Origin of the sequence: Evansella sp. AB-P1 (assembly GCF_029688925.1) — a bacterium.
In the GTDB taxonomy this organism is placed as follows: Bacteria; Bacillota; Bacilli; order Bacillales; family Salisediminibacteriaceae; genus Evansella.
Window position 1 is genome coordinate 25494 of sequence record NZ_JARUKY010000013.1, and the last position, 25299, is coordinate 50792.

At 35.2% G+C, this 25299-nt stretch carries 24 protein-coding genes, 1 tRNA gene and 1 pseudogene; 3 read left to right on the forward strand and 23 right to left on the reverse strand.

The window, feature by feature from the left end; translation table 11 throughout:
* Window positions 1-168: 168 nt before the first annotated feature.
* Window positions 169-258: a stressosome-associated protein Prli42 gene (prli42, locus tag QA612_RS14350; protein ID WP_278284510.1), complete on the forward strand. Its 90-nt coding sequence runs from the start codon at window positions 169-171 to the stop codon at window positions 256-258.
* 374 nt (window positions 259-632) lie between these two features.
* Here the strand turns inward: prli42 and QA612_RS14355 are convergent, their stop codons facing one another.
* From QA612_RS14355 to QA612_RS14425, 15 genes are all read right to left on the reverse strand, one after another.
* Window positions 633-1139 (reverse strand): L,D-transpeptidase, encoded by a 507-nt coding sequence (locus QA612_RS14355; protein ID WP_278284626.1) that lies wholly within the window; start codon window positions 1137-1139, stop codon window positions 633-635.
* Window positions 1140-1209: 70 nt separating this feature from the next.
* Window positions 1210-2178, reverse strand: coding sequence for an aromatic acid exporter family protein (locus tag QA612_RS14360; RefSeq protein WP_278284511.1), 969 nt, complete (start codon window positions 2176-2178; stop codon window positions 1210-1212).
* A 74-nt stretch (window positions 2179-2252) separates the two neighbouring features.
* A tRNA-Arg gene (locus QA612_RS14365) sits at window positions 2253-2327 on the reverse strand.
* Window positions 2328-2405: 78 nt separating this feature from the next.
* Entirely contained in the window at window positions 2406-2753 is a 348-nt protein-coding gene (locus QA612_RS14370) for a hypothetical protein (RefSeq protein WP_278284512.1), read from the reverse strand.
* Window positions 2754-2844: 91 nt separating this feature from the next.
* Window positions 2845-3270 (reverse strand): BrxA/BrxB family bacilliredoxin, encoded by a 426-nt coding sequence (locus tag QA612_RS14375; RefSeq protein ID WP_278284513.1) that lies wholly within the window; start codon window positions 3268-3270, stop codon window positions 2845-2847.
* Between the two features lie 622 nt (window positions 3271-3892).
* Window positions 3893-5242, reverse strand: coding sequence for a metal ABC transporter solute-binding protein, Zn/Mn family (locus QA612_RS14380; RefSeq protein ID WP_278284514.1), 1350 nt, complete (start codon window positions 5240-5242; stop codon window positions 3893-3895).
* Window positions 5243-5561: 319 nt separating this feature from the next.
* Window positions 5562-6026, reverse strand: coding sequence for a hypothetical protein (locus QA612_RS14385; RefSeq protein WP_278284515.1), 465 nt, complete (start codon window positions 6024-6026; stop codon window positions 5562-5564).
* Between the two features lie 108 nt (window positions 6027-6134).
* The gene (locus QA612_RS14390) at window positions 6135-7415 is read right to left on the reverse strand and encodes a dihydrolipoamide acetyltransferase family protein (protein ID WP_278284516.1); all 1281 of its coding nucleotides are present in this window, start codon (window positions 7413-7415) and stop codon (window positions 6135-6137) included.
* Window positions 7416-7443: 28 nt separating this feature from the next.
* Window positions 7444-8427, reverse strand: a complete 984-nt coding sequence (locus QA612_RS14395) for an alpha-ketoacid dehydrogenase subunit beta (protein WP_278284517.1) — start codon at window positions 8425-8427, stop codon at window positions 7444-7446.
* Window positions 8428-8434: 7 nt separating this feature from the next.
* Window positions 8435-9430, reverse strand: a complete 996-nt coding sequence (locus QA612_RS14400; protein WP_278284518.1) for a thiamine pyrophosphate-dependent dehydrogenase E1 component subunit alpha — start codon at window positions 9428-9430, stop codon at window positions 8435-8437.
* Between the two features lie 52 nt (window positions 9431-9482).
* Window positions 9483-10910, reverse strand: a complete 1428-nt coding sequence (gene lpdA, locus QA612_RS14405; RefSeq protein ID WP_278284519.1) for a dihydrolipoyl dehydrogenase — start codon at window positions 10908-10910, stop codon at window positions 9483-9485.
* Between the two features lie 52 nt (window positions 10911-10962).
* Window positions 10963-12045, reverse strand: a complete 1083-nt coding sequence (gene buk, locus QA612_RS14410) for a butyrate kinase (RefSeq protein WP_278284520.1) — start codon at window positions 12043-12045, stop codon at window positions 10963-10965.
* A gap of 33 nt (window positions 12046-12078) precedes the next feature.
* The gene (bcd, locus tag QA612_RS14415) at window positions 12079-13176 is read right to left on the reverse strand and encodes a branched-chain amino acid dehydrogenase (RefSeq protein ID WP_278284521.1); all 1098 of its coding nucleotides are present in this window, start codon (window positions 13174-13176) and stop codon (window positions 12079-12081) included.
* A gap of 37 nt (window positions 13177-13213) precedes the next feature.
* The gene (locus QA612_RS14420) at window positions 13214-14131 is read right to left on the reverse strand and encodes a bifunctional enoyl-CoA hydratase/phosphate acetyltransferase (RefSeq protein ID WP_278284522.1); all 918 of its coding nucleotides are present in this window, start codon (window positions 14129-14131) and stop codon (window positions 13214-13216) included.
* 169 nt (window positions 14132-14300) lie between these two features.
* The gene (locus tag QA612_RS14425) at window positions 14301-16376 is read right to left on the reverse strand and encodes a sigma 54-interacting transcriptional regulator (protein WP_278284523.1); all 2076 of its coding nucleotides are present in this window, start codon (window positions 16374-16376) and stop codon (window positions 14301-14303) included.
* A gap of 600 nt (window positions 16377-16976) precedes the next feature.
* Here QA612_RS14425 and QA612_RS14430 point away from each other — a divergent pair.
* On the forward strand, window positions 16977-17222 hold the full coding sequence (locus QA612_RS14430; protein WP_278284524.1) for a DUF2627 domain-containing protein: 246 nt from the start codon (window positions 16977-16979) through the stop codon (window positions 17220-17222).
* A 33-nt stretch (window positions 17223-17255) separates the two neighbouring features.
* Here QA612_RS14430 and QA612_RS14435 read toward each other — a convergent pair whose 3' ends face one another.
* From QA612_RS14435 to QA612_RS14450, 4 genes are all read right to left on the reverse strand, one after another.
* Window positions 17256-18050 (reverse strand): hypothetical protein, encoded by a 795-nt coding sequence (locus tag QA612_RS14435; RefSeq protein ID WP_278284525.1) that lies wholly within the window; start codon window positions 18048-18050, stop codon window positions 17256-17258.
* The gene (locus QA612_RS14440) at window positions 18038-18694 is read right to left on the reverse strand and encodes a glycosyltransferase family 2 protein (RefSeq protein ID WP_278284526.1); all 657 of its coding nucleotides are present in this window, start codon (window positions 18692-18694) and stop codon (window positions 18038-18040) included. The genes QA612_RS14435 and QA612_RS14440 overlap by 13 nt, the downstream gene beginning before the upstream one ends.
* Window positions 18695-19762 carry a putative cytokinetic ring protein SteA gene (steA, locus tag QA612_RS14445; RefSeq protein ID WP_278284527.1) on the reverse strand — a complete coding sequence of 356 codons (1068 nt, stop codon included), beginning with the start codon at window positions 19760-19762 and terminating at the stop codon, window positions 18695-18697. It lies immediately after the preceding gene.
* Between the two features lie 331 nt (window positions 19763-20093).
* On the reverse strand, window positions 20094-20285 hold the full coding sequence (locus tag QA612_RS14450) for a hypothetical protein (protein WP_278284528.1): 192 nt from the start codon (window positions 20283-20285) through the stop codon (window positions 20094-20096).
* Window positions 20286-20302: 17 nt separating this feature from the next.
* Here QA612_RS14450 and QA612_RS14455 point away from each other — a divergent pair.
* Window positions 20303-20398: pseudogene (locus tag QA612_RS14455) on the forward strand (DUF4177 domain-containing protein); the annotation flags it as partial.
* Window positions 20399-20505: 107 nt separating this feature from the next.
* On the opposite strand, the gene spo0A reads toward QA612_RS14455, so the two are convergent.
* The 4 genes from spo0A to ahrC form a co-directional block, all read right to left on the reverse strand.
* Entirely contained in the window at window positions 20506-21294 is a 789-nt protein-coding gene (gene spo0A / locus QA612_RS14460) for a sporulation transcription factor Spo0A (RefSeq protein ID WP_278284529.1), read from the reverse strand.
* A 263-nt stretch (window positions 21295-21557) separates the two neighbouring features.
* A complete protein-coding gene (spoIVB, locus tag QA612_RS14465) occupies window positions 21558-22841 on the reverse strand; it encodes a SpoIVB peptidase (protein WP_481804444.1) in 1284 nt (427 codons plus the stop codon).
* 139 nt (window positions 22842-22980) lie between these two features.
* Window positions 22981-24705 (reverse strand): DNA repair protein RecN, encoded by a 1725-nt coding sequence (gene recN, locus QA612_RS14470; RefSeq protein ID WP_278284531.1) that lies wholly within the window; start codon window positions 24703-24705, stop codon window positions 22981-22983.
* 81 nt (window positions 24706-24786) lie between these two features.
* Window positions 24787-25236: a transcriptional regulator AhrC/ArgR gene (gene ahrC / locus QA612_RS14475; RefSeq protein ID WP_278284532.1), complete on the reverse strand. Its 450-nt coding sequence runs from the start codon at window positions 25234-25236 to the stop codon at window positions 24787-24789.
* Window positions 25237-25299 lie beyond the last annotated feature (63 nt).

The window sequence follows — 25299 nt, forward strand, 5'->3', positions numbered from 1 at the left end:
ATTATAAATAATATTTCGCTTTATTCATTAAAAAATCCTTTATAATTCCTCAAAAAAGAAATCAAAGGAAGATTTATATGATATACTAATATTTGTGTTATACACTTGTCACAATCAAATACAAAAAGTAAAATAGTAAAAAGTAATGATCACAAGGAGGTAAGTCACATGCCCCGTAAATATCGTAAAATCATTATTTATGTGATGGTAGCCATTATGTTTTTTGGTACTGTATTAACTGGTCTTGCCTTTTTCTAAGACAAACTGTCCTATAGTCAAAGGTAATTTGTTAGTGCATGATTAGCTATCGAAGCATAGTGTTATTTAGATCTTTTCCTGTTTAAAATAAACATTAAATAAGAAAGTGCAAGGCGCCCTCTCATCCAAAATGTAATGATCTCGTCATTTAAAAGTGCATTTTGCTTTTATTAGGACAGGTTATTTGACAAGAGGTGATGGCGCCTCAATTTATCCTAAGAACGCCCACGTCCTGTGGGCAACGGCTAAATCATCGTTGTCCTGACTCCTCGACAACGTTAGAAAATTAATAAATTCTTATCTTTGTATACAAAGGGGCAGCCCTAGAGCTGCCCCTTTGGAATGTATATGTGAAAATATATCCTTTTATTTACTTAATTCGCTATTGCCCCTTGCTTTTTCCCTAATTCTTCAAAGCTTTCATCGCTTGAAACAATATAAATTTTTGTACCAATAGGAACTTCCTCAAATAGTATTTCTACATCCTCATTTTTCATCCTTACACATCCCATTGTTACTTCATTTCCAATAGAATCAGGATTATTCGTTCCATGGACACCGTATATTCTTCCATCTGTATCTTTTGCATCAAACCCTATCCATCGTGTCCCTAGTGGATTATTCTTATCTCCACCTTGTATATCCTTTTTACGATAATAAGGGTTTACAGCCTTCACAATGACAGTATGTTCCCCTTCAGGAGTTTGATTATCAACCTTTCCAGTAGCAACGCTATATACCTGTTTTACTTCTCCCTCTAATATATAAGCTAATTCATGACTATTTTTATTCACTATCAAATAAGGGTCACCTACAAGTGGATTTTCCCCTATTGGCCATATGGGAGAGATAACTAATACAATGGATAAGATAATCGATATCACGATTCTCACTGCCTTCTATAAGTTGTTTTTTCGTATTCTTAGTTGTTACAGAAGGCACCTCTTTTATTCATCTAAAAATTGAATAATTTTGTATCGGTTTAAATTGCTGCTTAATAAGCAAATATTGTTCTATTTCATAGGCAAGATAAAAAAGGGCAGATCGAGCTTTAAATTCCATCCTTGTTTTTGGTAGAGGCATTTCATTAAAAACTTCACGTATATTATCGAGCTTTTCTATAAAAAAATAAGCTGTGTTTTTTGGAGTAACACCTTCACTAAGCTCTTCCATGAATTCTCCAATCATTTCACCTTGTTTAATTTGAACTTCTATTGTGGTAAGAAGTGGCATCATTCTTTCAATAATTTCCAATTGCTTTCCTCTCATTTCAAAATAATGAAAATATTGATCATCATATCGTAAAATGTGATTATCTAAATTTTGCATTGCTATTTCTTGGGCAGCATCTAGCAATTTTGCTGCATCAGCAATTTCTTTCCCATCCCAATCCCTATCTCCATAGCGAACATAAATTGCAAATTCATGAAATATTTTAGAATATAGCCTTTCTACTTGTTGTTGCCTCTTTTGCAGGTCTCTTTCCACACTTGGCATATAAGCATTCATTAATAAAGCGCAGACTATCCCAATGATTATCAGTGCAAGTTCATTTATAATTAAATCTGTCGTTACATAGCCTGTTGAGTATAAATGTAAAATAATAACCGAGCTAGTTACAATACCATCTTGAATTTTTAGAAAGACAGTTGTGGGGATAAATAGTAGTAATAAAAGTCCAAGTGACAAAGGATTGTACCCAATAAGTTCAAAGAATACAACTCCAAATAAGAGGCCAATGAAGCAGGCAGAAAGTCGAATCCATGAAAGTTGAAATGATTTTCTCCGAGTTTTCTGGATACTTAAAATAGTAATAATTCCTGCAGAAACATAAAAATCTAATTGTAGAAACTGTGCAATTGCTATAGCCAAAGCAGCACCTAGGGCTGTCTTTATTGTACGGGATCCTATTCGAAACATGACTTCACCTCATAGAACGGATGATAAAAGAAAACTCCAGTTTTTTATACTGGAGTTTTGACTGTTTATATGTATGGCGCGCCCACCAGGATTCGAACCCAGAACGCGAGAGCCGAAATCTCGTGTGATATCCATTTCACCATAGGCGCAAAAACGGACGAATTTCCCGTCCGTACTATAGGAGTATAACAATTCATTTATAAAAAATCAAGTCATTCTTTATCCGTTCAAACCTCATCATTAAACATTTCTTCAAATCGTTCATTTAATTGATCTTGTGAATATCCTAATTCTCCAAGTCTACCTGTGAAGTTTTGTCCCCAAAGAGAAAGCCGTTGGGCAATTTTCTTATATTTCTTTGCTGCTGATCCTTTCTCTTCCTTTGCTCTTGAATCTGCATTTGACATGACATTTTCCGCTATAAATAATGCTCTCCAAAGTGTTTCTTCATCAAATTGATCTGCATTACTATTGAAATATTCAAGTACCTTTTTATAATATGCATCAAATTCTTTAAATTCAATTTCTTCATTCATATTCAAGTATATATGTATTTGTTTATAAAGTTCATTCACGTTTATTCACTCCTAAGTATCTTTCATTTATTCAAGTCTGAATTATAGCATATAAAAAAGGAGGCTTCCACCTCCATTTTTAGAATAAATTTTATTTAAAATATTGTTCAAAGGCTTTTTCTAACTTTTGAACAACTTCAATGGGTTCATGCCCTTCAATTTCGTGTCTTTCTACCATTGTTTGTATTTCTCCATCTTTTACTAATGCGAAGGATGGGGAGGATGGTTGATAGCCTTTAAAGTAAGAACGTGCTTGTTCTGTAGCTTCTTTATCCTGTCCTGCAAATACAGTAACATAGTTATCAGCTTTCACATCAAAGTTTTTTATATAAGCTGCAGATGGTCTTGCAATTCCTCCTGCACATCCACAAACGGAATTAATCATAACAAATGTTGTTCCTGGATTACTTAAAACTTCATCAACTTCCTCAGGCTTCGTTAACTCTTTATAACCAGATTCAACCATCTCTTTTCTAGCTGTTTGAACCACATCATTCATGAACATTTGAAAATCCATTTTTCAAATACACCCTTTCATAATTCGATTATCTTCATTTTACACTTTAACTATATTGTTTACCACGTTTTTGCATTTGATTATTGTAGGAATTGTTTATACAAGACCCCAGAAGGATGCCAAAACAGGATGGAGGGGTTAAACCGTTACCCACTGGACGTGGATCGTAACGAATAAATAGTATATCTACAGTATGGCTATTTTCAGGGTAGACCACACATGCAAGTGTAAGTTTGCACCATGAGGTATGAAAATAATCATTTTTGTCAATACTTCATTTTGCTTTTATACCGCGTATTTTCAGGGTAGATCACAAATGCAAATGGAGATTTGCACCATGAGGGATGAAAATTTTCTATTTAGAGGGTGTTCATCCGTTGCATGTGGACCAATTACGCCTAAATGCAACCCACGTCCTGTGGACAACGGCGTAATCCTGCCATCCTGGCTTTGTGAGCAATGTTTCAGCTACCGCTATTCCCACTGGAGTCGCCGCATTCCTCTCCTGAACCTGTTTTTATTTTCAGTAGACAAAAAGAAAAGAACAGACCATACGAATAGTCTGTTCTTTTTGAAACAATTTTTATTGGATACTGTAAATGAAATTTCTCTTACTTATATATTACTGTAATGCTGTTCTTAAAGTCTCTAAGTTCTTTCTCATTAAACTAAAATAGTCTTCTCCTGCTTCAATTTCCTCAGGCATTAATGTTTCTAAATTGTGTAACCATAATGCTTCGGCTCCCACTTCTTCACGTACCGTTTCAGCAACATTAACTTGTATGTTTTGCTCAAACATTACATAATTAATTTCTTCCGATTGTAAAAACTCCATTGTTTCTTGCATTTGTCTGATGGATGGTTCATTCGTTGGAGAAATACCTGTTATACCAACTTGATGAATGCCATATCTTTCATCCCAATATCCATATCCTGCATGTGAAACTACAATAGTATCCTTTGAAATTTCACCTTTCATTTCTAAAAATTCTTGATCAAGTTCTTCTAAATCGTGTTTTAAAGCATCAAAATTCTCGGCAAATATCTCTTCTAAATCCGGACGAATCTCCACTAGCGCATTTTTTATATTTTCAGCCATTTGAATTGCACGAAGTGGATCTAACCAAATGTGAGGGTCTTCATCACCATGTGAATGCCCGTGGTCATCATCTTCGTTATGTCCATGGTCATCTTCGTTGTTATGTCCGTGTTCGTCATTATGTCCATGGTCATCTTCGTTGTTATGTCCATGGTCACCTTCGTTGTTATGTCCGTGATCATCATTATGTCCATGGTCATCTTCGTTGTGGCCGTGATCGTCGTTATGTCCATGGTCATCTTCGTTGTGGCCGTGATCATCATTATGTCCATGATCATCTTCGTTGTGACCGTGATCGTCATTATGTCCATGATCATCTTCGTTGTGACCGTGATCGTCATTATGTCCATGATCATCTTCGTTGTGACCGTGATCGTCATTATGTCCATGATCATCTTCGTTGTGACCGTGATCATCATTATGTCCATGATCATCTTCGTTGTGACCGTGATCATCATTATGTCCATGATCATCTTCGTTGTCATGATCATGGTCATGATCGTAGTCAATAAAAGAAATGCCAGTAGAAGCAGTAAGTATCGCTACATCCCCTTCAATTATATCCTTAATTGTTTCAGCAAATCCTTCAAATCCTGCACCATTATAAATAAATAAATCTCCTTCTGTAATCTCAATCATTTGATTTGCTGTAGGATCAAAGGAATGTGCATCTGTTCCAGCAGGAATAATATTTGTTACTTCAACATATTCCCCACCTATACGATTTGTAAAATCCTCCAAAGGAAATAAAGTTGTATAAACTTTTATCGTTTCGTCTGCAGTTTCACTAGAATTAACTTCATCTTGTCCGCAAGCTGCAAGAACAGTTGATAAAAGAAAAATAAATGAAAATAAGATCAATATGCGTTTCATAATTTCTGTCCCCTTTCGTAATCATTACGTTTTATAAACCCAATGAGGATTATATCGTAAAAATTACGATTTGTAAATAAGAATTACTACGATTAACAAAAATAATAATACTCTTTACAGGGCAACAAAATTACTTAAACCAAAAAACACCTTAAATTTTGTCTACTACAATAATGAGTAACTCGAAAATTAGAAAGGACTTGGACTAATTCATCCAAGCGTTCCATTAAAAGCAAGTTAAATTAAATTTTTCACACTATTATATTCCTTACCTCCAACTCTTAATACCCTTCTTTGTACCATTGGCCCTGTTCTTTTCCTATTCTCCTTTTAACATTTTTAGATGATTTTCATTCCATTGCTTATGTAGCTGGAGCAATAGTGGCAATAGGGATTCAATTTTTTCTGAATCTCTTTTATTTACAGCATCAAGGAACATCTCTTGATATCTTTTATGCTTTTCTTTCCATGCTTTCGTTATTTCGCAATCCTCTATTTCTTTCCCTTCTTTTTTCATTTCTTTTATTTTTTTATGAATTGCCTCTCTATCTCTAACAATCTCCCTCCATTCTTCTTTTAATTCAGGAGAATGCTTTTCAATAAGAAGCTCATAGTAATATTGCAAATGCACCTTTATCATCTCATGATGGTGTGTAACCTGTTCATGATTCATTTCACACTCATTTTCATCACATCTTTCATCTAAATCATCTGCCAAAATAGTACTTGTGAAAAAATTTCCTATCATTACTAAACTACAGAAGAAAAATATCATTTTTTTCAAAATCAACGCCATCCTCTCACATTTTCCATTAGTATGTACGAATAGGAACAAGTTATTCTCATTAAAAAGAGCCAAGTACTCCTTAGAGTAAATGGCCCATTGAATATATTAATAAATATTTGTATTCTTTTCATTCACATTTTCTAAGCTATTTTTTATGTGTCCTAGGAATTTACCACAAATCAAACCATCTAACAATCGGTGATCAATTGACATGCATAAATTCACCATATGTCTAATAGCAATTGCATCATTTTCTAAAACGACTGGACGTTTTACAATAGATTCTACTGAAAGAATAGCTGCTTGCGGATAATTAATAATTGGCTGTGATTGGATGGAACCAAAGGAGCCAGTATTATTAACAGTAAAGGTGCCCCCCTGCATATCCTCTTGAGTTAATGCATTTGTTCGACACTTTGTAGCTAGTTCATGAATATCCCTAGCTAATCCCTTAATTGTTTTTTCATCTGCATGCTTAATAACTGGAACAAATAAATCCTTTTCCGTGGCTACAGCTAGAGATATGTGAACATCTTTGTTACGAATAATTTTGTCTCCTGCCCACATTGAATTTACTTCCGGATATGCTTTAAGAGCATCTACTGCTGCTTTTACGAAAAATGGCAGGAACGTTAACTTCAATTCTTCCTTTTGTAAAAAATCATTTTTTACTTTATTTCGATAATTGACAAGATCTGTCACATCTACCTCAATCATCATCCAAGCATGAGGGGCTTCATGCTTTGACTTAACCATGTTATTAGCGATTGCTTTCCGTACACCACTTATAGGTATTTCTTCTACCCGGCCTTTTTTAGTAACAATAGACGATGTTGATTGAACTGTAGATTTCTTACTATCCTGTCCAGTCTGATCCTCTATTGCTACACCTTTTTCTTTTCCTTGTCCTTTTGGTATATTTCCAGCTTCCATTAAAGCTAGTAAATCCTTTCTAGTAATCCTACCACCTCGACCACTACCCTCCACTTGCTCTAAATCTATGTCATTCTCTTGGGCTAATCTTAGAACAGCAGGTGAATAGCGGCGCTTGTTAGATCCATTCTCTCTTTCCTTGTTTACTTCTGCAGCCTTTTCTACTTCGTCTGGTTTTGTCTTCTCCCCTGGAACTTCTTCTTCATTTGTTTCTCCAGCTACAGACATAATACATATAACTTCTCCTACAGCAATTGTTTCATCCTCTGCAACAACTAATTCATGAATTGTCCCTGCATGGGAAGAGGGTATTTCTGCATTTACTTTATCTGTCATGACTTCTGCTATTGGATCATATTTATTTACTTCATCTCCAGGCTTTACAAGCCATTTTGTAATTGTACCCTCTGTTACACTTTCCCCCAATTGGGGCATCGTAATATTAGTGGCCATTCAGTTGGCACCTCCTTGAAGGTAAACATCAAAATTCAGCAAGCTCTTTCATAGCTGTTTCTACTTTATCTGGATTTACCATAAAATGCTTTTCCATCGTTGGTGCATAAGGCATTGCCGGTACATCTGGACCAGCTAACCGTTGAATAGGAGCATCTAAATCAAAAAGACAATTTTCTGCTATGATTGCTGATACTTCACTTATTATACTTCCTTCTTTATTATCCTCAGTTATTAATAATACTTTCCCTGTCTTTTTGGCAGCTTCTATAATTGCGTCTTTGTCTAGTGGATATACCGTTCGTAGATCGAGAATATGTGCCTCATATCCTTCTTTCGCAAGGTTTTCTGCCGCTTGCATGGCAAAGTGAACACATAAACCATAAGTAATAACGGTTATATCTTCACCTTCACGTTTTATATCAGCTTTCCCAATCGGTAGTGTATAGTCTTCAACTGGTACCTCACCTTTTATTAAACGGTACATACGTTTATGCTCAAAAAACAAAACAGGATCATCGCTTCGTATTGCTGATTTTAATAATCCCTTCACATCGTAAGGGGTAGATGGCATGACAATTTTTAATCCAGGTATATTTGCAAACATGGCTTCTACAGACTGGGAATGATAGAGTGCACCATGTACTCCACCACCATATGGAGCTCTTATGGTTAATGGACAATGCCAATCGTTATTTGAACGATAACGAATTTTTGCAGCTTCAGAAACGATTTGATTTACAGCAGGCATAATAAAATCGGCAAATTGCATCTCAGCTATAGGACGCATTCCATACATAGCTGCACCTATTCCAACACCAGCAATCGCTGATTCTGCTAAAGGAGTATCGATTACTCTCTGCTCACCAAATTGTTCGTATAACCCATTCGTTGCTCGAAAGACCCCACCACGAACTCCTACATCTTCACCTAACACAAAAACACTTTCATCTCGTTCCATCTCTTCTTTAATAGCACTCGTCACAGCTTCTATATAAGAAATTATCGGCATTGTTACTTCACTCCTCTCCATAAACGAATTTCAATGCAGATTCAGGTTCAGCATATGGAGCTTTTTCAGCATAATCTGTTGCATCATCAATCATTTTCCGATGACTACTACGAATTTCTTCTTCTCTTTCTTCCGTTAATACTCCAATATCTTTTAAATAGGAACTAAAAGTAATAATGGAATCTATTTTTTTCGCTGCTTCCACTTCTGCCTTCTCTCTATACGTACTATCATCATCATCACTAGAATGAGGAGTTAATCGATAGGAAACTGTCTCTATTAACGTTGGACCTTCTCCTTTAATAGCTCTTTCTCTTGCATTAGATATAGCTTCATATACAGCAAGAGGATCATTCCCATCTACCGTTTCTCCATATATTCCATATCCAATAGCTCGATCCGAAATTTTTTCACAACGGAGCTGTTTATCTAGTGGTACTGAAATTGCATATTTGTTATTTTCACACATAAAAATAACTGGCAGATCATGAACACTCGCAAAATTTATTCCTTCATGGAAATCCCCTTGATTAGATGACCCTTCCCCAAATGTAGTAAATGCAACAAAGTCCTCTTTTTTCATTTTCGCAGCTAATCCAAAACCAACAGCATGTGGAACTTGTGTGGTTACTGGAGATGAACCTGTTACTATTCGGTTTTTCTTTTGACCAAAATGCCCTGGCATTTGACGCCCTCCAGAATTCGGATCCTCTGCCTTTGCAAACCCTGACAGCATTAAATCTTGTGCCGTCATGCCAAAGGTTAAGACAACTCCCATATCACGATAATACGGTAGGACATAATCCTTCTCCTTCTTTAATGCCATCGCTGCCCCTACTTGGGCTGCTTCTTGACCTTGACAGGAAATGACAAAAGGAATTTTCCCAGCTCGATTTAATAACCACATTCTTTCATCAATCATTCTTGCTAACAACATTGTTTCATACATTTCAAGTACATCATCATCCGATAATCCTAGTCGTTGGTGACGTTGTTCTGTCATATCAACCCCTCCTTATTTCTCCACATTTCTGTTGTACTCAGAAGTAAAGGCACTATCCACCATGAATTGCCTTCCCATCAACTGCTAGGGCTGCTTCTCCGATAGCTTCAGATAAACTTGGATGAGGATGAATCGTTTCCCCTACTTCCCAATGGGCTGCATCTAAAACCTTGGCTAGAGCAGCTTCAGAAATCATATCAGTAACATGAGGTCCAATCATATGGACTCCTAATAAATCATCTGTTTTTGCATCGGATATAAACTTAACAAATCCAGTTGTATCACCGTATACTAGTGCTTTACCAATTGCCTTAAAGGAAAAAGTTCCTGTTTTCACTTCAAATCCTTTTTCTTTTGCTTCCACTTCAGTCAATCCAACACTGGCAACTTCCGGAGATGAATAAGTGCATTTCGCTACTAGTTCTGGATTCACTGGGTGTGGGTTTCCTCCAGCCATATGCTCTACAGCAGCAATCCCTTCATGTGAAGCAACATGAGCAAGTTGTAAGCCTCCAATGCAATCACCAATTGCGTATATATGTGATTCTTTTGTTTGATAGTATTTGTTCGTAACGATATAACCATCTTCAATTTTAATATCTGTATTCTGAAGCCCTATATCAGAAATGCTCGCTTTTCTTCCAATAGATATTAGTACTTTTTCAGACTCTGTATCAACTAATTTATCCTTATGTTCATAGGATATTGAAACTGCTTCCCCTTGTACTTTTAGTTTTTCTGGTATTACCTTTGCTCCTGTTACTATCTTTACTCCTTTTTTCTTCATTGCCCTTTGCATTTCTTTAGAGACAGCTTCATCTTCAAGTGGAAGAATACGCGGTAAATACTCAAGGACAGTTACTTGAACCCCAAAATCTGCGAGCATTGAAGCCCATTCAATACCAATTACACCACCACCTATTATCGTTATCGTTTTAGGTAGCTTCGTTAATTCTAGCGCATCATCTGACGTTAAAATGTGTTCTCCGTCAGACTCTATGCCAGGTAATAGCTTTGGTGAACTTCCAGTAGCGATTAATACATACTTTGGTACAATCATATTATTCTCTGATCCATCATTATTTTCAATTGATATTGTTCCAGGTGACGGTGAAAAAATGGATGGTCCTAATATTCGACCATGCCCCTCATAAATATCAATCTTTCCTATCTTCATTAAATGCTGAACACCTTTATATAATTGGTCAACGATCCCCTGCTTTCTTTCCTGTACTTTTATGAAGTTTAAGGTTGGTTTCTCCGTTTCTATACCAAAATCATCACTTTTTTTCACGGTTTGAAATACCTCAGCACTTCTCAATAGTGCTTTACTAGGGATACAGCCTTTGTGTAAGCAAGTTCCCCCCAATTTTTCTTTTTCAACAACCGCAACTTTCATACCTAACTGAGAAGCTCGAATTGCAGCTACATAACCGCCTGTACCAGCTCCTATTATGACTAGGTCATATTCCTTAGTCATAGCTATCCCTCCTAAATTCTAGATTAACGTAGGAAAACCCTTTTTGAAATGATTAAAAATTATATTCTTTCGCAATTTCTTCCTTTCGTAATACACGTAAAGCCCCTTCTGCCAAGGCTTGAAGTTCATTTTCACCTGGTTTTACTATAACATTTCCGATCCAATTAATTCTTTCTATTATTTTTGCTACAAATTGCTTTCCGTAAGCAAGACCACCAGTTAATATAATAGCATCTACTTTGCCAGAAATAACAGTAGATGCAGAACCAATTTCTTTAGCAACTTGATATGCCATTGCTTGATAAACAATTTCTGCTCTTTCATCACCTTTAGTTATCCTATTTTCTACTTCTACTGCATCATTCGTACCTAAATAACCAACTAGACCACCTTGACCTACAATTTTTTTCATTATCTCATCCGCATAATATTCACCAGAGAAACACATAGAAACTAAATCACCAGCAGGTACAGTTCCTGCTCTTTCTGGTGAAAATGGTCCTTCTCCATGTAGTCCATTGTTTACGTCTACCACTTTGCCGTATTTATGTACACCTACAGTTATACCGCCACCCATATGAACGACAATTAACTTAAGGTCTTTGTATGATCTTCCAAGTTCATCTGCAACACGTCTAGCTACTGCCTTCTGATTTAATGCATGAAAAATACTCTTTCGTTCAAAGTCTACATATCCTGATATTCTTGCTACTGGGTCCATTTCATCCACAACTACCGGGTCTACGATATAAGCTTCAATATTTAATTGTGTCGCTATTTCGTGAGCAAGAATTCCCCCTAAATTTGAAGCATGTTGTCCTGAGTAGCCTTCCTTTAAATCCGTTAACATTTTTTCATTTACTAAGTACGTACCTCCTTCAATAGGTCGAAGGAGGCCTCCTCTGCCTACTACTGCAGATAACTTTGATAAATTCATATTATTTTTATCTAACGTTTCTAAAATCATTTGTTTACGAAAAGCATATTGTTCAATAATGGAGTTATATTTATTTAAACTCTCTCTATCATGCCGGATTGTTTCTTCCATTATCATTCTTTCATTGTCAAATACACCTATCTTAGTAGAAGTAGATCCTGGGTTAATTGTTAAAATTCTATAGTCTCTTTGTCCCACGTCAGTTCCCCCTAATGCAACTTTCTTGCGCCATTATCTTCCTCTGCTTAATATGTCCATTCCATTTCTTAAAAATTGTTTTCTTGATTTACGCATTGTTTGTATTCGTTCTTCTGCCATGCGATCCGCAGCTTTATAAGTTGGAATCTTATCTCTCTTAGAAATTTCAAATATAGTAAGAATACTATCATAAATCATTTCTACTTTTTTTAAGGCCCGTTCTCGATTATAACCTAATAGCTCATCAGCAACATTGATGACACCACCTGAATTTATAACATAGTCAGGTGCATATATAATCCCATTTTCTTGAATAATATCTCCATGACGAGTTTCTTTTAGCTGGTTGTTGGCAGCGCCTGCTATCACTTTTGCCTTCAATAAAGGAATCGTTTCATCATTTATTGTTGCCCCAAGTGCACATGGAGAGTAAATATCACAATCTACGCTATAAATATCATTTGTATCTACAGCTTCTGCACCAAATTCCTCAACAGCTCGTTGAACTGCATCTTTATTTATATCAGTAACAATTAACTTTGCCCCTTCTTCATGAAGGTGACGACATAATGTAAATGCTACATTACCTACACCTTGAACAGCAACCCGTTTTCCCTCTAACGAGTCAGATCCAAATGCTTCTTTTGCGGCAGCTTTCATACCGACATAAACACCATAAGCTGTTACTGGAGATGGATTTCCTGATGATCCGAAGGCTGGTGAAATCCCAGTTACATAATCAGTCTCTTGGTAAACAAGATCCATATCCTCCACAGTGGTACCTACATCTTCTGCCGTAATATAACGCCCATTCAACCCTTGAATGAATCTACCAAATGCTCGAAACATCGCTTCATTTTTGTCTTTTCTAGGATCACCTATAATAACTGTTTTTCCCCCACCAAGATTTAAGCCTGCAGCTGCATTTTTATATGTCATGCCTTTCGCTAACCTTAGTGCATCTTCAAAGGCAGCTTCCTCAGTATCATATGTCCACATCCTTGTACCACCAAGTGCCGGTCCTAATGTTGTATCGTGTATGGCAATAATGGCTTTTAGTCCCGATTCTTTATCTTGACAAACAACTACCTGTTCGTAATCAAACGCTTCCATATATTTGAATAATTCCATTTTAAAATGCCTCCTCTTTTTTATATGTACACTTCTCCTAATCTACAGTAACTGTACTTAAAGCCATCGTCATAGATAGCATTTTACTCTCAATAGAATCAGCTCTTGATGTAAGTATAATTGGTGCTTTTGCTCCTACAATTATTCCACCAACAATAGCTTTACCAAATATAGTTAAAGATTTATATAAAACATTTCCCACTTCAATTGATGGTACTATAATAATATCAGCATAGCCTGCTACCTTCGAATCAATTCCCTTTTGCTTTGCTGCATCAACGGAAACAGCATTGTCTAATGCAAGGGGGCCATCAACGACACATTGTTTAATTTGACCTCTTCGATTCATCATGGTTAATGCTGCTGCATCTAAAGTGGCTTGCATTGACGTATTAACTGTTTCAACAGCTGCAATTACAGCAACCTTTGGTTCATTTATTCCCATATTCCCTACAGCCTCTACTGCATTTTGTAAAATTTGCACTTTACCATTTAAGTCAGGAGCAATATTTATTGCTGCATCCGTAACGAACAGAAAGCTATCCCGTTCCGAAAGAGAAAAGCCGGCTAAATGGGATAAAACATTTCCAGTTCTAAGTCCAAAATCTTTATTTAATACTGCTTTTAAAAGAAGGGAAGTTGCTAGCATTCCTTTCATTACAATGTCTCCTTCCCCCTTACGGACGAGCTGAACCGCTTGATTAGCTGAGCTTATGTCATTATCTGAATGGACAAAACGTATTCTCTCATTCTCATCCAACCCTTGAAAAAGCCCTACTTCTTTAGCAAGGTCTGTCATTAAATCACTTGGACCTACAAATATAAAAGACGCTAGCCTTTCGTCTAAAGCCTGTTTTGCAGCAAGAAACAACGTTATATCCGTTGCATGTGCAACAACAATAGTACGGCAATTCTGGTTACTTTTTATTGCAGTTATTAACGTTTCCAAGTTCATGTTGCTGCTCCACCTTTCTCTAAGTTTTCTTTCCCACTTTATTAATTATGCAAAAACTATGCCAACACTTTACAATGATTGAACTACTATTTTTTATAGACACTTTAACATTTAACCGCGCAACTTTTTTCAAAACGCGCAATATTTTGCATGCATAATACTTCGTAAATCATAAGTGCAAGTTGTGCTTGTCCAATTTATAATACAAATTTCGAATAGATAAACCTAATTCTTTTGCCGTCTTCGTTTTATTTCCATTATTCTCTTTTAAGACACCATAAATCATGTCCCTTTCTTCCTTATCTAATACTTCCTGTAATGTTTGATTATTGTAGTTCTTCTTAACAAACCCTTCTTCTTGATAACCTTGAATCTTATCATTATTTTTATTATCAAGGGAAGGAAGGTTATGGATACTTATCTTATTTTCTAAATAATGCATATGTATCATCGCCCGTCCTAATACGTTTTCTAGTTCTCTAACATTTCCTGGCCAATGATAATTTTTAAGTCTTTCCAATGCTTCTCCCGATACTCCCCCTACATTTCTTCCATAATCTTGATTTAATTTATTTAATAAATGATTACATAACGGTGAAATATCCGATTTTCTTTGCCTTAATGGAGGTATAAATATTGGCATTCTATTTAAACGATAAAATAAATCATTTCTAAATTCTTTTTTCTCTAACTTCTCTTCCATATCCACATTTGTAGCTGCAATTACTCTAACATCAATGGATATGGCATTCGTCCCTCCAACTCTAACGATTTCTTTCTCTTGTAAAACTCGTAATAGCTTCGCCTGTGTATGTAATGAAATTTCACCTATCTCATCCAAAAAAATACTTCCTTTATTCGCCTCTTCAAACAAACCTTTCTTTCCACCTCGTTTTGCACCTGAAAAGGCTCCTTCTTCATATCCAAACAATTCACTTTCTAATAATGTTTCTGATATAGCAGCACAATTTACTCGAATAAATTTGTTATATTTTCGTTTACTTGCATTATGTATTGCATGAGCAAATAACTCTTTACCTGTACCACTTTCCCCTTGCAATAAAATAGTTGCAGGAGTCAATGCTGCCATTTTTGCTTGTTGGATAGCAATTTTCATTTCTTCTGATTCACCAATGATATCGTTAAAGCTATATTTTGCTTCTAAAGTACGAATGATTTGTTTTGCTCTCTCTAGCTCATGGTTTAATGCTTCAATTTCTGACATATCATGGATAACTGCAACACTTCCCTTTAGCTTGCCATCTACAATAACAGGAGCAACATTTACGATAACATCCTTTTTGCCTATACCTACCTTCATCTTAACTCCTCTAACTGATTCACCTGTTTCCAGTACTTGCATGTGCATGCTTTCCCCTTCCGATATATCGATAGAAGCAGGTTTACCTATAACCTCCTCCTGCGATAAACCAGTCAACCTTGTATAAGCAGGATTTATTAATATCCCTTTCCCATTTTCATCCACTACTGAGATAGCGTCTTCTGAGGATTGAATGATTGCTTCAAGCATTTGTTGAATACTTTTTAAATTTGTAACTTCTTCTGCCATATTTAAAATATCTGTAATATCTCTAAATACAGCTAGTGCTCCAAAAATACGGTTCCCCATATACATCGGAACTCTTGTAGTTATAATCGAACGTTCTTCCCCAATAATTTGACGACGATTTTTTTCTGTTACTCCAGTTTTCAACACTCTTGGAAGCTTACTTGTTGGTAATACTTCTTCAATCTTTCTTCCTAAAGCTTTTGCTTCTAATAGTCCTGACATTTCCTCTGCCCGTTTATTTATTAGTGTAATTTTATGCTCTCTATCAATAGCAATCATGCCATCGTGGGTTGAGTTTAAAATTCTATCTAATTTCATATTATGCTGAATCACTTCATCAATTAACAATTCTTTTTCTTCTATTAAATAAAACATAATGGAAGCTACAGAACTGGGAATCAAGGTTATTGTGTCATTTTTTATCGTTTCCCTTATTTTCTTTAATAACCCTGCATTACCTGTTACCTCTAAAATGATGTCGATTGGATTCGTTTTTTTATAAGCTGTAGACCACTCGTGGAATGTTGGTATTGAAAATTCTTCTGCTTTTTTAATCCCTAAACTATTTTTATTTTTATCTACAACACCGACAATATGAAACTGCTCTGTCTCCTTAAGGACTTCTAAAAGAGCTGTACCACCTTTCCCAGCACCTATAAGCAATAATCTTTTCATTATATACTTCACCCCATTCCTTATCTTTACAGAATATAATGTGTGCAATTTTTTTCATACCTTCTTTATTTACTATACATGATGTTCACTAGAAAAAAAATAAGATTACGTTTGCCCACAATGTTTTATTACTATAAAATATAAGAGAAGACATGCATGTGGAGATCGTCCGTGGTAAAGAAGACACTGCGATTGTAAACATACTTGCACCATGGGGGATGAAAATACTCATTAAGGGGTTTCATCCGTTGCAGGCGAACCAATTACGCCTAAGGTCAGCCCACGTCCTGTGGGCAACGGCGTAATCCTACCATCCTGGCTGCACGGGCAATGCTTCAGCCTCCACACTTCGCACTAACGTGCCGAATTGTCGGGTCTTCTGCTATTGCTTTTCCCGTTGGAGTCGTCACCCTTCACTACTGAACCAGTCTATTTTCAGGGTAGACCGCCTTTTATAATAGAGAGAACTTTTATCATGGGCTTTGAATTAGTAGCTACAGGAAAGAAACAGAAAAATATTATATAAAGTATAAAGTATATAAGATCACTTCTATCTGTTATTAATATAGAATTTATTAATGAAAAGAAAGGAATAATGAAATGACATTTCAACGATTTATTGCCTTATGTATTTTGCTTATACCTGTTTTTATAGCTGGTTATGGGATAAAACTAATGAGGGATACCCTATTTTATCAACTAGTATGGCCATATGAAGCACTATGGCTTCAATTTTTCATTGGAGCATTCGCATTAGTTATAGGAGTTTGGTTTATCGGTGGCTTTATCTTGTATCGTGATCGAAAAAATAATAAGGTGGCACCCCGATTTCGAAAAGAAGTATAAGGAAAAGTACTGCCTTATTTATTTAAGGCAGTATTATTTTGCTCTTCCCAATTGGTCAAAGTGACGAACAATTGGTGTTCTTTCTAACCAAGCTTGAATGGATACCTTTTCTGCCATAAAGGTAGTAAAAACACAGATAGCCAATAAAAGAATAATATATGAAATGGGGAAAATTTCAATTGCAATAATAGCACCAATTCCTCCAATTAGCATTGCCCCATTATCTCCAAGCATCCCTTTCATTCTCGACTCGTAAACGAACCAAAATGTAAATAAACACAAACTGAATAAAGTAATGAATAGATTTATTTCATAAATAATGAATGGCAGTAAAATCGTTACAGCAGAAAATTTCCAAACACGTAATGGTTTAGTATCTAACAAATTCATAGAATGTGGGAATAAAATGAGTAAACATAAATAAATGAATGATACTACATGAGGCATATGGAAATGATATGTATAATAAATGGAGATAATAATAACACCTACTGCCTTTAAAAGCCCAGTAGAAAACACTTTTTCATTAATAAATAATAAGAAATGTCCCCTTAGCCCCTTTGGATAAGGCTTTCCATATCGATCATCAATAAAGCCTAAAATCCAAATGACGAATAAATAAGGAATGCTATAGAAAATTACATCAAAATAAGAAAAAAACAACATATCAATCCATATGACCCACAAAAATATAACTCCTATACTATATGGGACGTACTTATTTTTATAATTTTTAACAGACCAATTCATCTTATTATATAACCATGTAAAAAATTTGAAGCTTAATAATACATGAAAAGTAGCGATGGAAAACATCAATAATTCCATATGGTTTTCTCCATTTCTCTCCATTGTTTAAATCGATGATACATTCCGCTAAAGTCTTTTCCAGTTAGACGATGATTCATAGACGTAGCTACTTCTTTTATAACTCCTCCATTCTTTAAGAAAAGTAGGTTTAAAGACATTTCTAATCCAAATCCATACCCTGTTTTCGATAAAATATAGGGAATCCAACTACGATGAAAACATCGTTGACCAGATAGTGGTGAGGTAATACGGTACCCAGTTTCTCGATAAATAACCCTTTGTCCGCGCCTTTTCACGAATCCAAACCCCCTTTTAGAAAAATGAGGAAATATTGCTACCGTCATATCTGCTTTTTTTGAAATAACAGGACTAAGAAGCTTTCGTCCTTCTGTAACTGTTTCCCCTAAATCACTATCTAATAGCAAGATAAAATCACTTTCTACGTAAGACAATCCAGTGTAAATTGCAGCACTTTTCCCTCTATTACGGTCATGAATAACTAGTTCATCACAATGCCTTTTTGCTATTATTTTTGTATTATCTTCACTTCCATCGTCCACAACGATTATCTTCTCTACCCATTTTTCATTTTTAAGTGAATTTAATGTTGTTTCTATCCGTTCCGCTTCGTTAAATGCAGGAATTATAATATCTGCTTTCAATTAGAATTCCTCCGTTATATTTAAGTGTTCTTCCCATAAACTTTCTTCAATAAGTTGCACGTTTTTAGGAATATGTAAACATTTATCCATTTCTTTTAAATCAGAAATTTTTTCTCCAGCAAACATTCGAGTTAATATTGTAGACCCCATACCTTTTCTTCCTTTTTCAATAAGCTCAACACATGAATTCCTACAACCTAATGTAAAAATATGGTTTGCTTTTGAAACATAAGCTAGCATAATTGCAAGATCCTCACTCATACCTGGAAACGGTATCGAAGTTGATTCTACAGATAATTTTTTAAGTCTTTCTTGGCCTGGGCTAAATCCATCCATATAAGAATGGGCAATAAATTGTGTAGTATATGCTTTTATATTAGTAGGAATGGAATCCATATCTCCAATTATAAAATCTGGATTTATTTGATACTCATAAAGAAAAGTTGAAGCACCGTCAACAGCTAATATGATACAATTCATCTGTTTCATAAATCTTTTTATAACTTGTACATCATTTTGTACACCAGCACCTCTAGCTACCACGAATACAACCTTATTAACCATACAATCATAAATTGGTAATTCATTAATTGCATCTAGAAATAAAGGTAATTCTAAAGAAGCATGATCTAAGCTATTCTTCGCAAAATTTTTATATAAATTTTCAAAATTAGATGTTCCTTGTTCTCTTTTTTTTGCAATTAAAGACTCATTATAGTGAGTAATTCTACCACTTTTAATCCAGCTATCGTTTTCCAAATAGAAGAGTGCTTTCTCTTCTATTTTTACATAAGATGTTTTCTTAATTTTTCTATTACGAAAAAGATCTACGTCAAATACCGGAATATTATGTTTTTCTAAAAGAGGTATTCCAGTTCGAGGAAGTTGTCCTGTCATGGAACACTTTCTATTTATAACAGCTAACACTTTTTTTCTAACTATATCTTCCGCTGCAACAATATCTAAATCCTCATGATCAATAATGATAATGGAATGAGGTGGTATGTGATGCAATAGCTGTTTCGTTATTTTTCCAAAATAAGCTTTCCCCTCAATGTATGGGATCATCAATCCTTCCCCCATTCAAACAAAGTGTGTATGATTTCCCCACTAGTATTGACCATTTAACTAGAAAGAATAAGGATAAATATAATAAAAAAATTATTTGAAAAATATCATGTGATAATTACACATCTGAATTTTTACTTTAGGATGGAAGAGAGAAGAAAATATTAATTGTAAGGGGAACATGCTCTTGCAAGGTGACCTTACTTAACGATTAGGGTCAGGGTCAAAATCACTTCTAGTATGGAGAACGGAGAAATATTAACTGTTTCCTAATTTTTAGATAAGGATTGCGCTGGTAACGATGCTAATTGCCGTTTCATGCTTTTTTTGCTTAAAATTTTGGATGAATCGCGCCAACTTCTGCTTGAATCGCGCCAACTTCTGCCTGAATCGCGCCAACTTCTGCTTGAATCTCGCCAACTTCTGCCTGAATCGCGCCAATTTCTGCCTGAATCGCGCCAACTTCAGGCGGAATCGCGCCAACTTCTGCTTGAATCGCGCCATGTCCATAACTTTGCCACATTTAAAATGACATCAAGGGATGGTTGGAGATTTGTTCAAATATTTGCACCTGCAACAACAGGATATGGATCTGCTTCCTATTTTAAAATTATTTTTGAAAGAGCCTCCAAATAATAAATGCAGGCTCTCGTTTTAATGAATAAAACCCAATAAATCATAAAGATTCATTGGGTTTATTGTGTATTTATGGTGTATAAAAACGCTTTAATTTAAGGACGACTTTAGCTTACTTTATGTTCAATCCGTAATTTATCGGCAACCATCGCAATAAATTCCGAATTTGTTGGCTTTGCTTTTGATACACTTACGGTGTAGCCGAACATTTTGGAAATAGATTCAATATTCCCACGGCTCCAAGCAACTTCGATTGCATGACGAATAGCACGTTCCACACGACTCGCTGTGGTATTAAACTTTTTTGCTATATCTGGATAGAGTACTTTTGTAATCGATCCTAATAGTTCAATATCGTTATATACCATCGTTATGGCTTCCCTTAAGTACATATATCCTTTTATATGAGCTGGAACACCAATTTCATGAATAATACTCGTAATACTAGCGTCTAGATTCATTGGTTTATTTTCTTTTCTGATTGAAGACGCACTTTGAGGAGCCTTCACATAGCTTACTCCATTTCCACTAACATCACGAATTTTATTCATAAGTGTATCCATATCAAATGGTTTCAGTACATAATAAGCTGCTCCTAGTTCAACTGCTTTTTTTGTAACATCCTCCTGACCAAATGCTGTTAGCATAATAATATTTGGACGTTTTGTCAATTGACGATCATTAAGCTTTTCTAATACTGCTAAGCCATCTAAATGTGGCATAATAATATCAAGAATTAGAACGTCTGGCTCTTTCTCCTCTACTAGCTCGATACATTCTTGTCCGTTATAAGCTTTTCCCACTACGTCCATGTCATCTTGAGAATTAATATAATCTTCTAATAACATTACTAACTCACGATTGTCATCTGCTATGCAAACTCTTACGTTTTCCACGATTATTTCCTCCTACCTATTTTAAAAGTTCTCTTACACATATTCGACAAGGTAAATAGTATTCCTTTTAATTTTTTCATTTTTTCTATAAAATCTTATAAATACTCCTATTTAATCATATTTACTCCCGTTTTCGACCATATTCGCTATAAAATTTACCTATTCTCCACGTTTGTCGAAAAATCTTTACATCAATATTGTATCATAATTTACAAAATTACCAATTAAATATTAAAAATTTCACCAAAAAAAAGACGAGTTGGTTAACTCGCCTTTTCTTCCTTCGTTTCACCATATATATCAATTCCTGCTTCTTGAAGCATCCATTCAATGTGACAGCCATAACCACTAGTTGGATCATTTACAAATACGTGGGTGACAGCACCAATTATTCGATCATTTTGAATGATTGGACTCCCACTCATTCCTTGAACGATACCACCTGTGGCGTCGATAAGCTCAGGGTCTGTTACTTTTAGAACCATCCCTTTAGTAGCAGGAAACTTTTGTTCAGTACTACTAACGATTTCAATATCAAATCGTTTCACTTCGTCACCATTTACTACAGTTAATATTTCTGCAGGTCCTTCTTCAACTTGGTGAGAAAGACCAATATCCATCGGTTTATTTAATTTTCCATTATCCACATCTTCGCTTAATTCACCAAATATCCCAAATGAGCTATTCTTTGTAATATTACCAAGCACTTTACGATCACTAGAAAATCTTGCTAATTTCTCACCTGGTTCACCCGTCATTCCTTTTTCAATTGATGTTACTTTGGAACTAACAATTTCACCTTCATTTACTTCTATCGGTTGTTTCGTGTCCATATCTGATATGACATGGCCTAATGCACCATATTTCTTTGATTTTGGATCATAAAATGTCAATGTTCCGACACCAGCAGCAGAATCTCTGATATACAAGCCTAACCGAAATGTTTTATCACCTTTCCCTTTAACAGGAGTTAATTCTTTATTAACTTTTTTCCCATTTCGTTTAATTTCAACTTGTATTGGTTCATTTGCTTCTCCAGACTCTTGTACGACAGGGTTAATGTCATTCATCTCTTCTATTTTTACCCCGTTCATCTTCGTAATCATGTCTCCTACCTCAATACCCGCCACTTCACCTGGGGAAATGTCACTTGTTTCTGTATCCACTAGGTGATGACCTACTACAAGAACGCCTTCCGTTTGTACTCGAACTCCAATTGATTGCCCACCAGGAATTATTTTCAGTTCAGGAAGAACTGTAATATCCATAGTCCTTAAAGGAAAACTTCCAAATCCAAATTGAAGGGCTGTATCTTTTGCCTCTTTCCCTTTTAAAGTCGCTACCCCATCTCTTTTCATCACTTCGACGGAACCATCATCATTAGCAATTGCAGGGATGGAGGTAGGCACTTTAAACTCTTGTCCTTCAAATAACACAAGGTGCTGTGGCATTTGTATATATTGTTGGATCGGAGGATAAAATGCTGCCGAGAACAATAACACAAGGAGAATTCCACCTAAACTTTTTTTTACTATTTTTTTATTCACTCCCATTCACTCTCCTCGTTTTTAACCTACACCTCCACCATGGCTGTACTACTAATTTTGCCTTGAATAGGATCATTTATAACAAAGCATAAAGAAAAAAGCTAACCTAATTTGGTTAGCTTTTCAATTAGATTGGCAATTATTGCTTTGTATTATAGGCTTGCATTAATAGCTCTTTTGCATGTTCCTTCGTTAAATCAGTAATTTCAACACCTGATATCATTCTGCTTATCTCTTCAATCTGATGTTCTTCACTTAATGGTTTTACATAAGTTGCTACTCGTTCACCAATATTTTCTTTTGCAATAAATAAATGTGTATCTGCCATTGCAGCTACTTGAGGTAAATGAGTTATACAAAGAACTTGTGAATTAAACGATATCCGATGTATCTTTTCAGCAATTGCTTGCGCTACTCGTCCACTAACACCAGTATCAACTTCATCAAAAATAAGAGATGTGACGCCCTCATGTGATGCTAAAATGGTTTTTAAAGCCAATATCATTCTCGACATTTCTCCACCTGAAGCTACTTTGGCTAATGGCTTTAAAGGTTCCCCTTTGTTTGTAGAAACAGTAAAGATTAGAGGATGGATACCATTGTGAGAAATAGGTAGTCGTTTTTTTACATTTAATAAATCATCAAGAATAATGTCATTATCTTCAAATTGAACCTCAAAATTTGTATCTTTCATATATAAGTTTTCAAGCTCTTTTTGAATGGATTTTTTTAACTTAATTGCTTGTTTTTTTCTAATCTCAGTTAAGTGCTTTCCTTCTATTATCAAGTCTTTCGCGATTGATTCAAGCTCATCGTACCATTGCTTTAATCGTTCATCACGGTTTTTTAATGTATCTATTTCTTCTTCTAGGTGGGAAGCATATTCTAATATTTCGTTTACTGTTTCACCACCATATTTACGCTTTAATTGACTAATTTCACTAAGCCTAGCCTCTATGTCATTTAAACGATTAGGGTCAAATTCTATATTTTCATAATAATCCCTCAAAGAAAAAGCTGTTTCTTCTAGTAGATAGTAACTGTTTGTAACTGCATCTTTTAATGGCTTCAGATTATCATCTACTGCTGCTGCAGCTTCAATTTGATTCATAGCATGCATCGTCCATTCCAACCCTTTGCCATCACCATAAAGGGAATCATATGTAGCAAAAACGGAATTATAAAGCTCTTCACTATGATCAAGCTTTTTCTTCTCATCAAGCAACAATTCATCTTCATTAGGTTGTAATTTTGCATCAACAATCTCTTGAAATTGATATTGAATGAGATCTAATCGTTGCATCATCTTGTGTTCATTTTCAGACAATTGCTTAAGCTTTTCTCTTTTTTTTACATATATATTATATAGGTTAGCGTATTCATTTTTTGTCCTAATAATTGCTTTTTCAGCAAATCGATCTAAAAGAAGAATATGTTTATCATTTTGCAATAAATATTGGTGTTCGTGTTGTCCGTGTATATCTACTAAGGCATGACCAACCTGCCTTAAAATAGCTAAAGTAACAAGTTTTCCATTTATTCTACAAACACTTTTACCTTGCTCAGTAATTTCTCTTTTTAATAATAAGGTTTCATCTTCATCATATTCAATCCCAAGGTCTTCTAATAAGCTTTGAAGTGAATTCGTTAATGATAAAGAAAAAACCCCCTCAATTTCTGCTCGCTTACTACCGTGCCTAACAAACTCTACTGAACCTCTACCACCAATAAGCTGGCCAATCGCATCTATAATAATTGATTTTCCAGCACCTGTTTCACCAGTAAGGACAGTTAATCCTTTCTCAAAAGAAATAGTAAGATAATCAATAATTGCAAAGTTTCGAATTGAAAGCTCCATTAACAAGGCCTGTCACATCCTTTACCATCAAGATATATAGCATTGAATCAATACGTTCAACTAAACTATATTTCATTTACATGCCCGTTATAGCATTTCTAAAAACCGATTTGTCAGTTCTTCCGTTTGACTTTGTTCGCGACAGATAATTAAAATAGTATCATCACCACAAATTGTCCCCATAATTTCTTGCCAGTCTAAATTATCAACAAGGGCTCCTACTGCATTAGCATTTCCAGGAAGTGTTTTGATAACAATCAAGTTATTTGAATGGTCGATAGATACAAAGCTATCCATTAATGCTCTTTTTAGCTTTTGTAATGGATTAAACCGTTGGTCAGCAGGTAAACTATATTTATAGCGACCATCCATCATTGGAACTTTTACTAAATGAAGCTCCTTTATATCACGGCTAACTGTAGCTTGTGTTACGTTAAAACCACCCTGTCTTAATTGATCTACTAAGTCATCTTGCGTTTCTATTTCTTGATTTGTAATAATTTCTCTAATTTTAATATGTCTTTGACCTTTATTCATCCTGTTTTCCTCCATATGTACGAATATTATCCATCCTACTTCGTATATTATATGATTTCTTAT

Coding starts and splice junctions, on each gene's coding strand:
- ahrC (WP_278284532.1), bottom strand. CDS start 25,236: ATGAATAAAGGTCAAAGACATATTAAAATTAGAGAAATTATTACAAAT.
- bcd (WP_278284521.1), bottom strand. CDS start 13,176: ATGGAATTATTCAAATATATGGAAGCGTTTGATTACGAACAGGTAGTT.
- QA612_RS14395 (WP_278284517.1), bottom strand. CDS start 8,427: ATGCCGATAATTTCTTATATAGAAGCTGTGACGAGTGCTATTAAAGAA.
- lpdA (WP_278284519.1), bottom strand. CDS start 10,910: ATGACTAAGGAATATGACCTAGTCATAATAGGAGCTGGTACAGGCGGT.
- QA612_RS14400 (WP_278284518.1), bottom strand. CDS start 9,430: ATGACAGAACAACGTCACCAACGACTAGGATTATCGGATGATGATGTA.
- QA612_RS14425 (WP_278284523.1), bottom strand. CDS start 16,376: ATGAAAAGATTATTGCTTATAGGTGCTGGGAAAGGTGGTACAGCTCTT.
- QA612_RS14450 (WP_278284528.1), bottom strand. CDS start 20,285: ATGTGGCAAAGTTATGGACATGGCGCGATTCAAGCAGAAGTTGGCGCG.
- QA612_RS14420 (WP_278284522.1), bottom strand. CDS start 14,131: ATGAACTTGGAAACGTTAATAACTGCAATAAAAAGTAACCAGAATTGC.
- QA612_RS14380 (WP_278284514.1), bottom strand. CDS start 5,242: ATGAAACGCATATTGATCTTATTTTCATTTATTTTTCTTTTATCAACT.
- QA612_RS14430 (WP_278284524.1), top strand. CDS start 16,977: ATGACATTTCAACGATTTATTGCCTTATGTATTTTGCTTATACCTGTT.
- QA612_RS14375 (WP_278284513.1), bottom strand. CDS start 3,270: ATGGATTTTCAAATGTTCATGAATGATGTGGTTCAAACAGCTAGAAAA.
- prli42 (WP_278284510.1), top strand. CDS start 169: ATGCCCCGTAAATATCGTAAAATCATTATTTATGTGATGGTAGCCATT.
- steA (WP_278284527.1), bottom strand. CDS start 19,762: ATGATCCCATACATTGAGGGGAAAGCTTATTTTGGAAAAATAACGAAA.
- QA612_RS14360 (WP_278284511.1), bottom strand. CDS start 2,178: ATGTTTCGAATAGGATCCCGTACAATAAAGACAGCCCTAGGTGCTGCT.
- QA612_RS14435 (WP_278284525.1), bottom strand. CDS start 18,050: ATGGAATTATTGATGTTTTCCATCGCTACTTTTCATGTATTATTAAGC.
- QA612_RS14390 (WP_278284516.1), bottom strand. CDS start 7,415: ATGGCCACTAATATTACGATGCCCCAATTGGGGGAAAGTGTAACAGAG.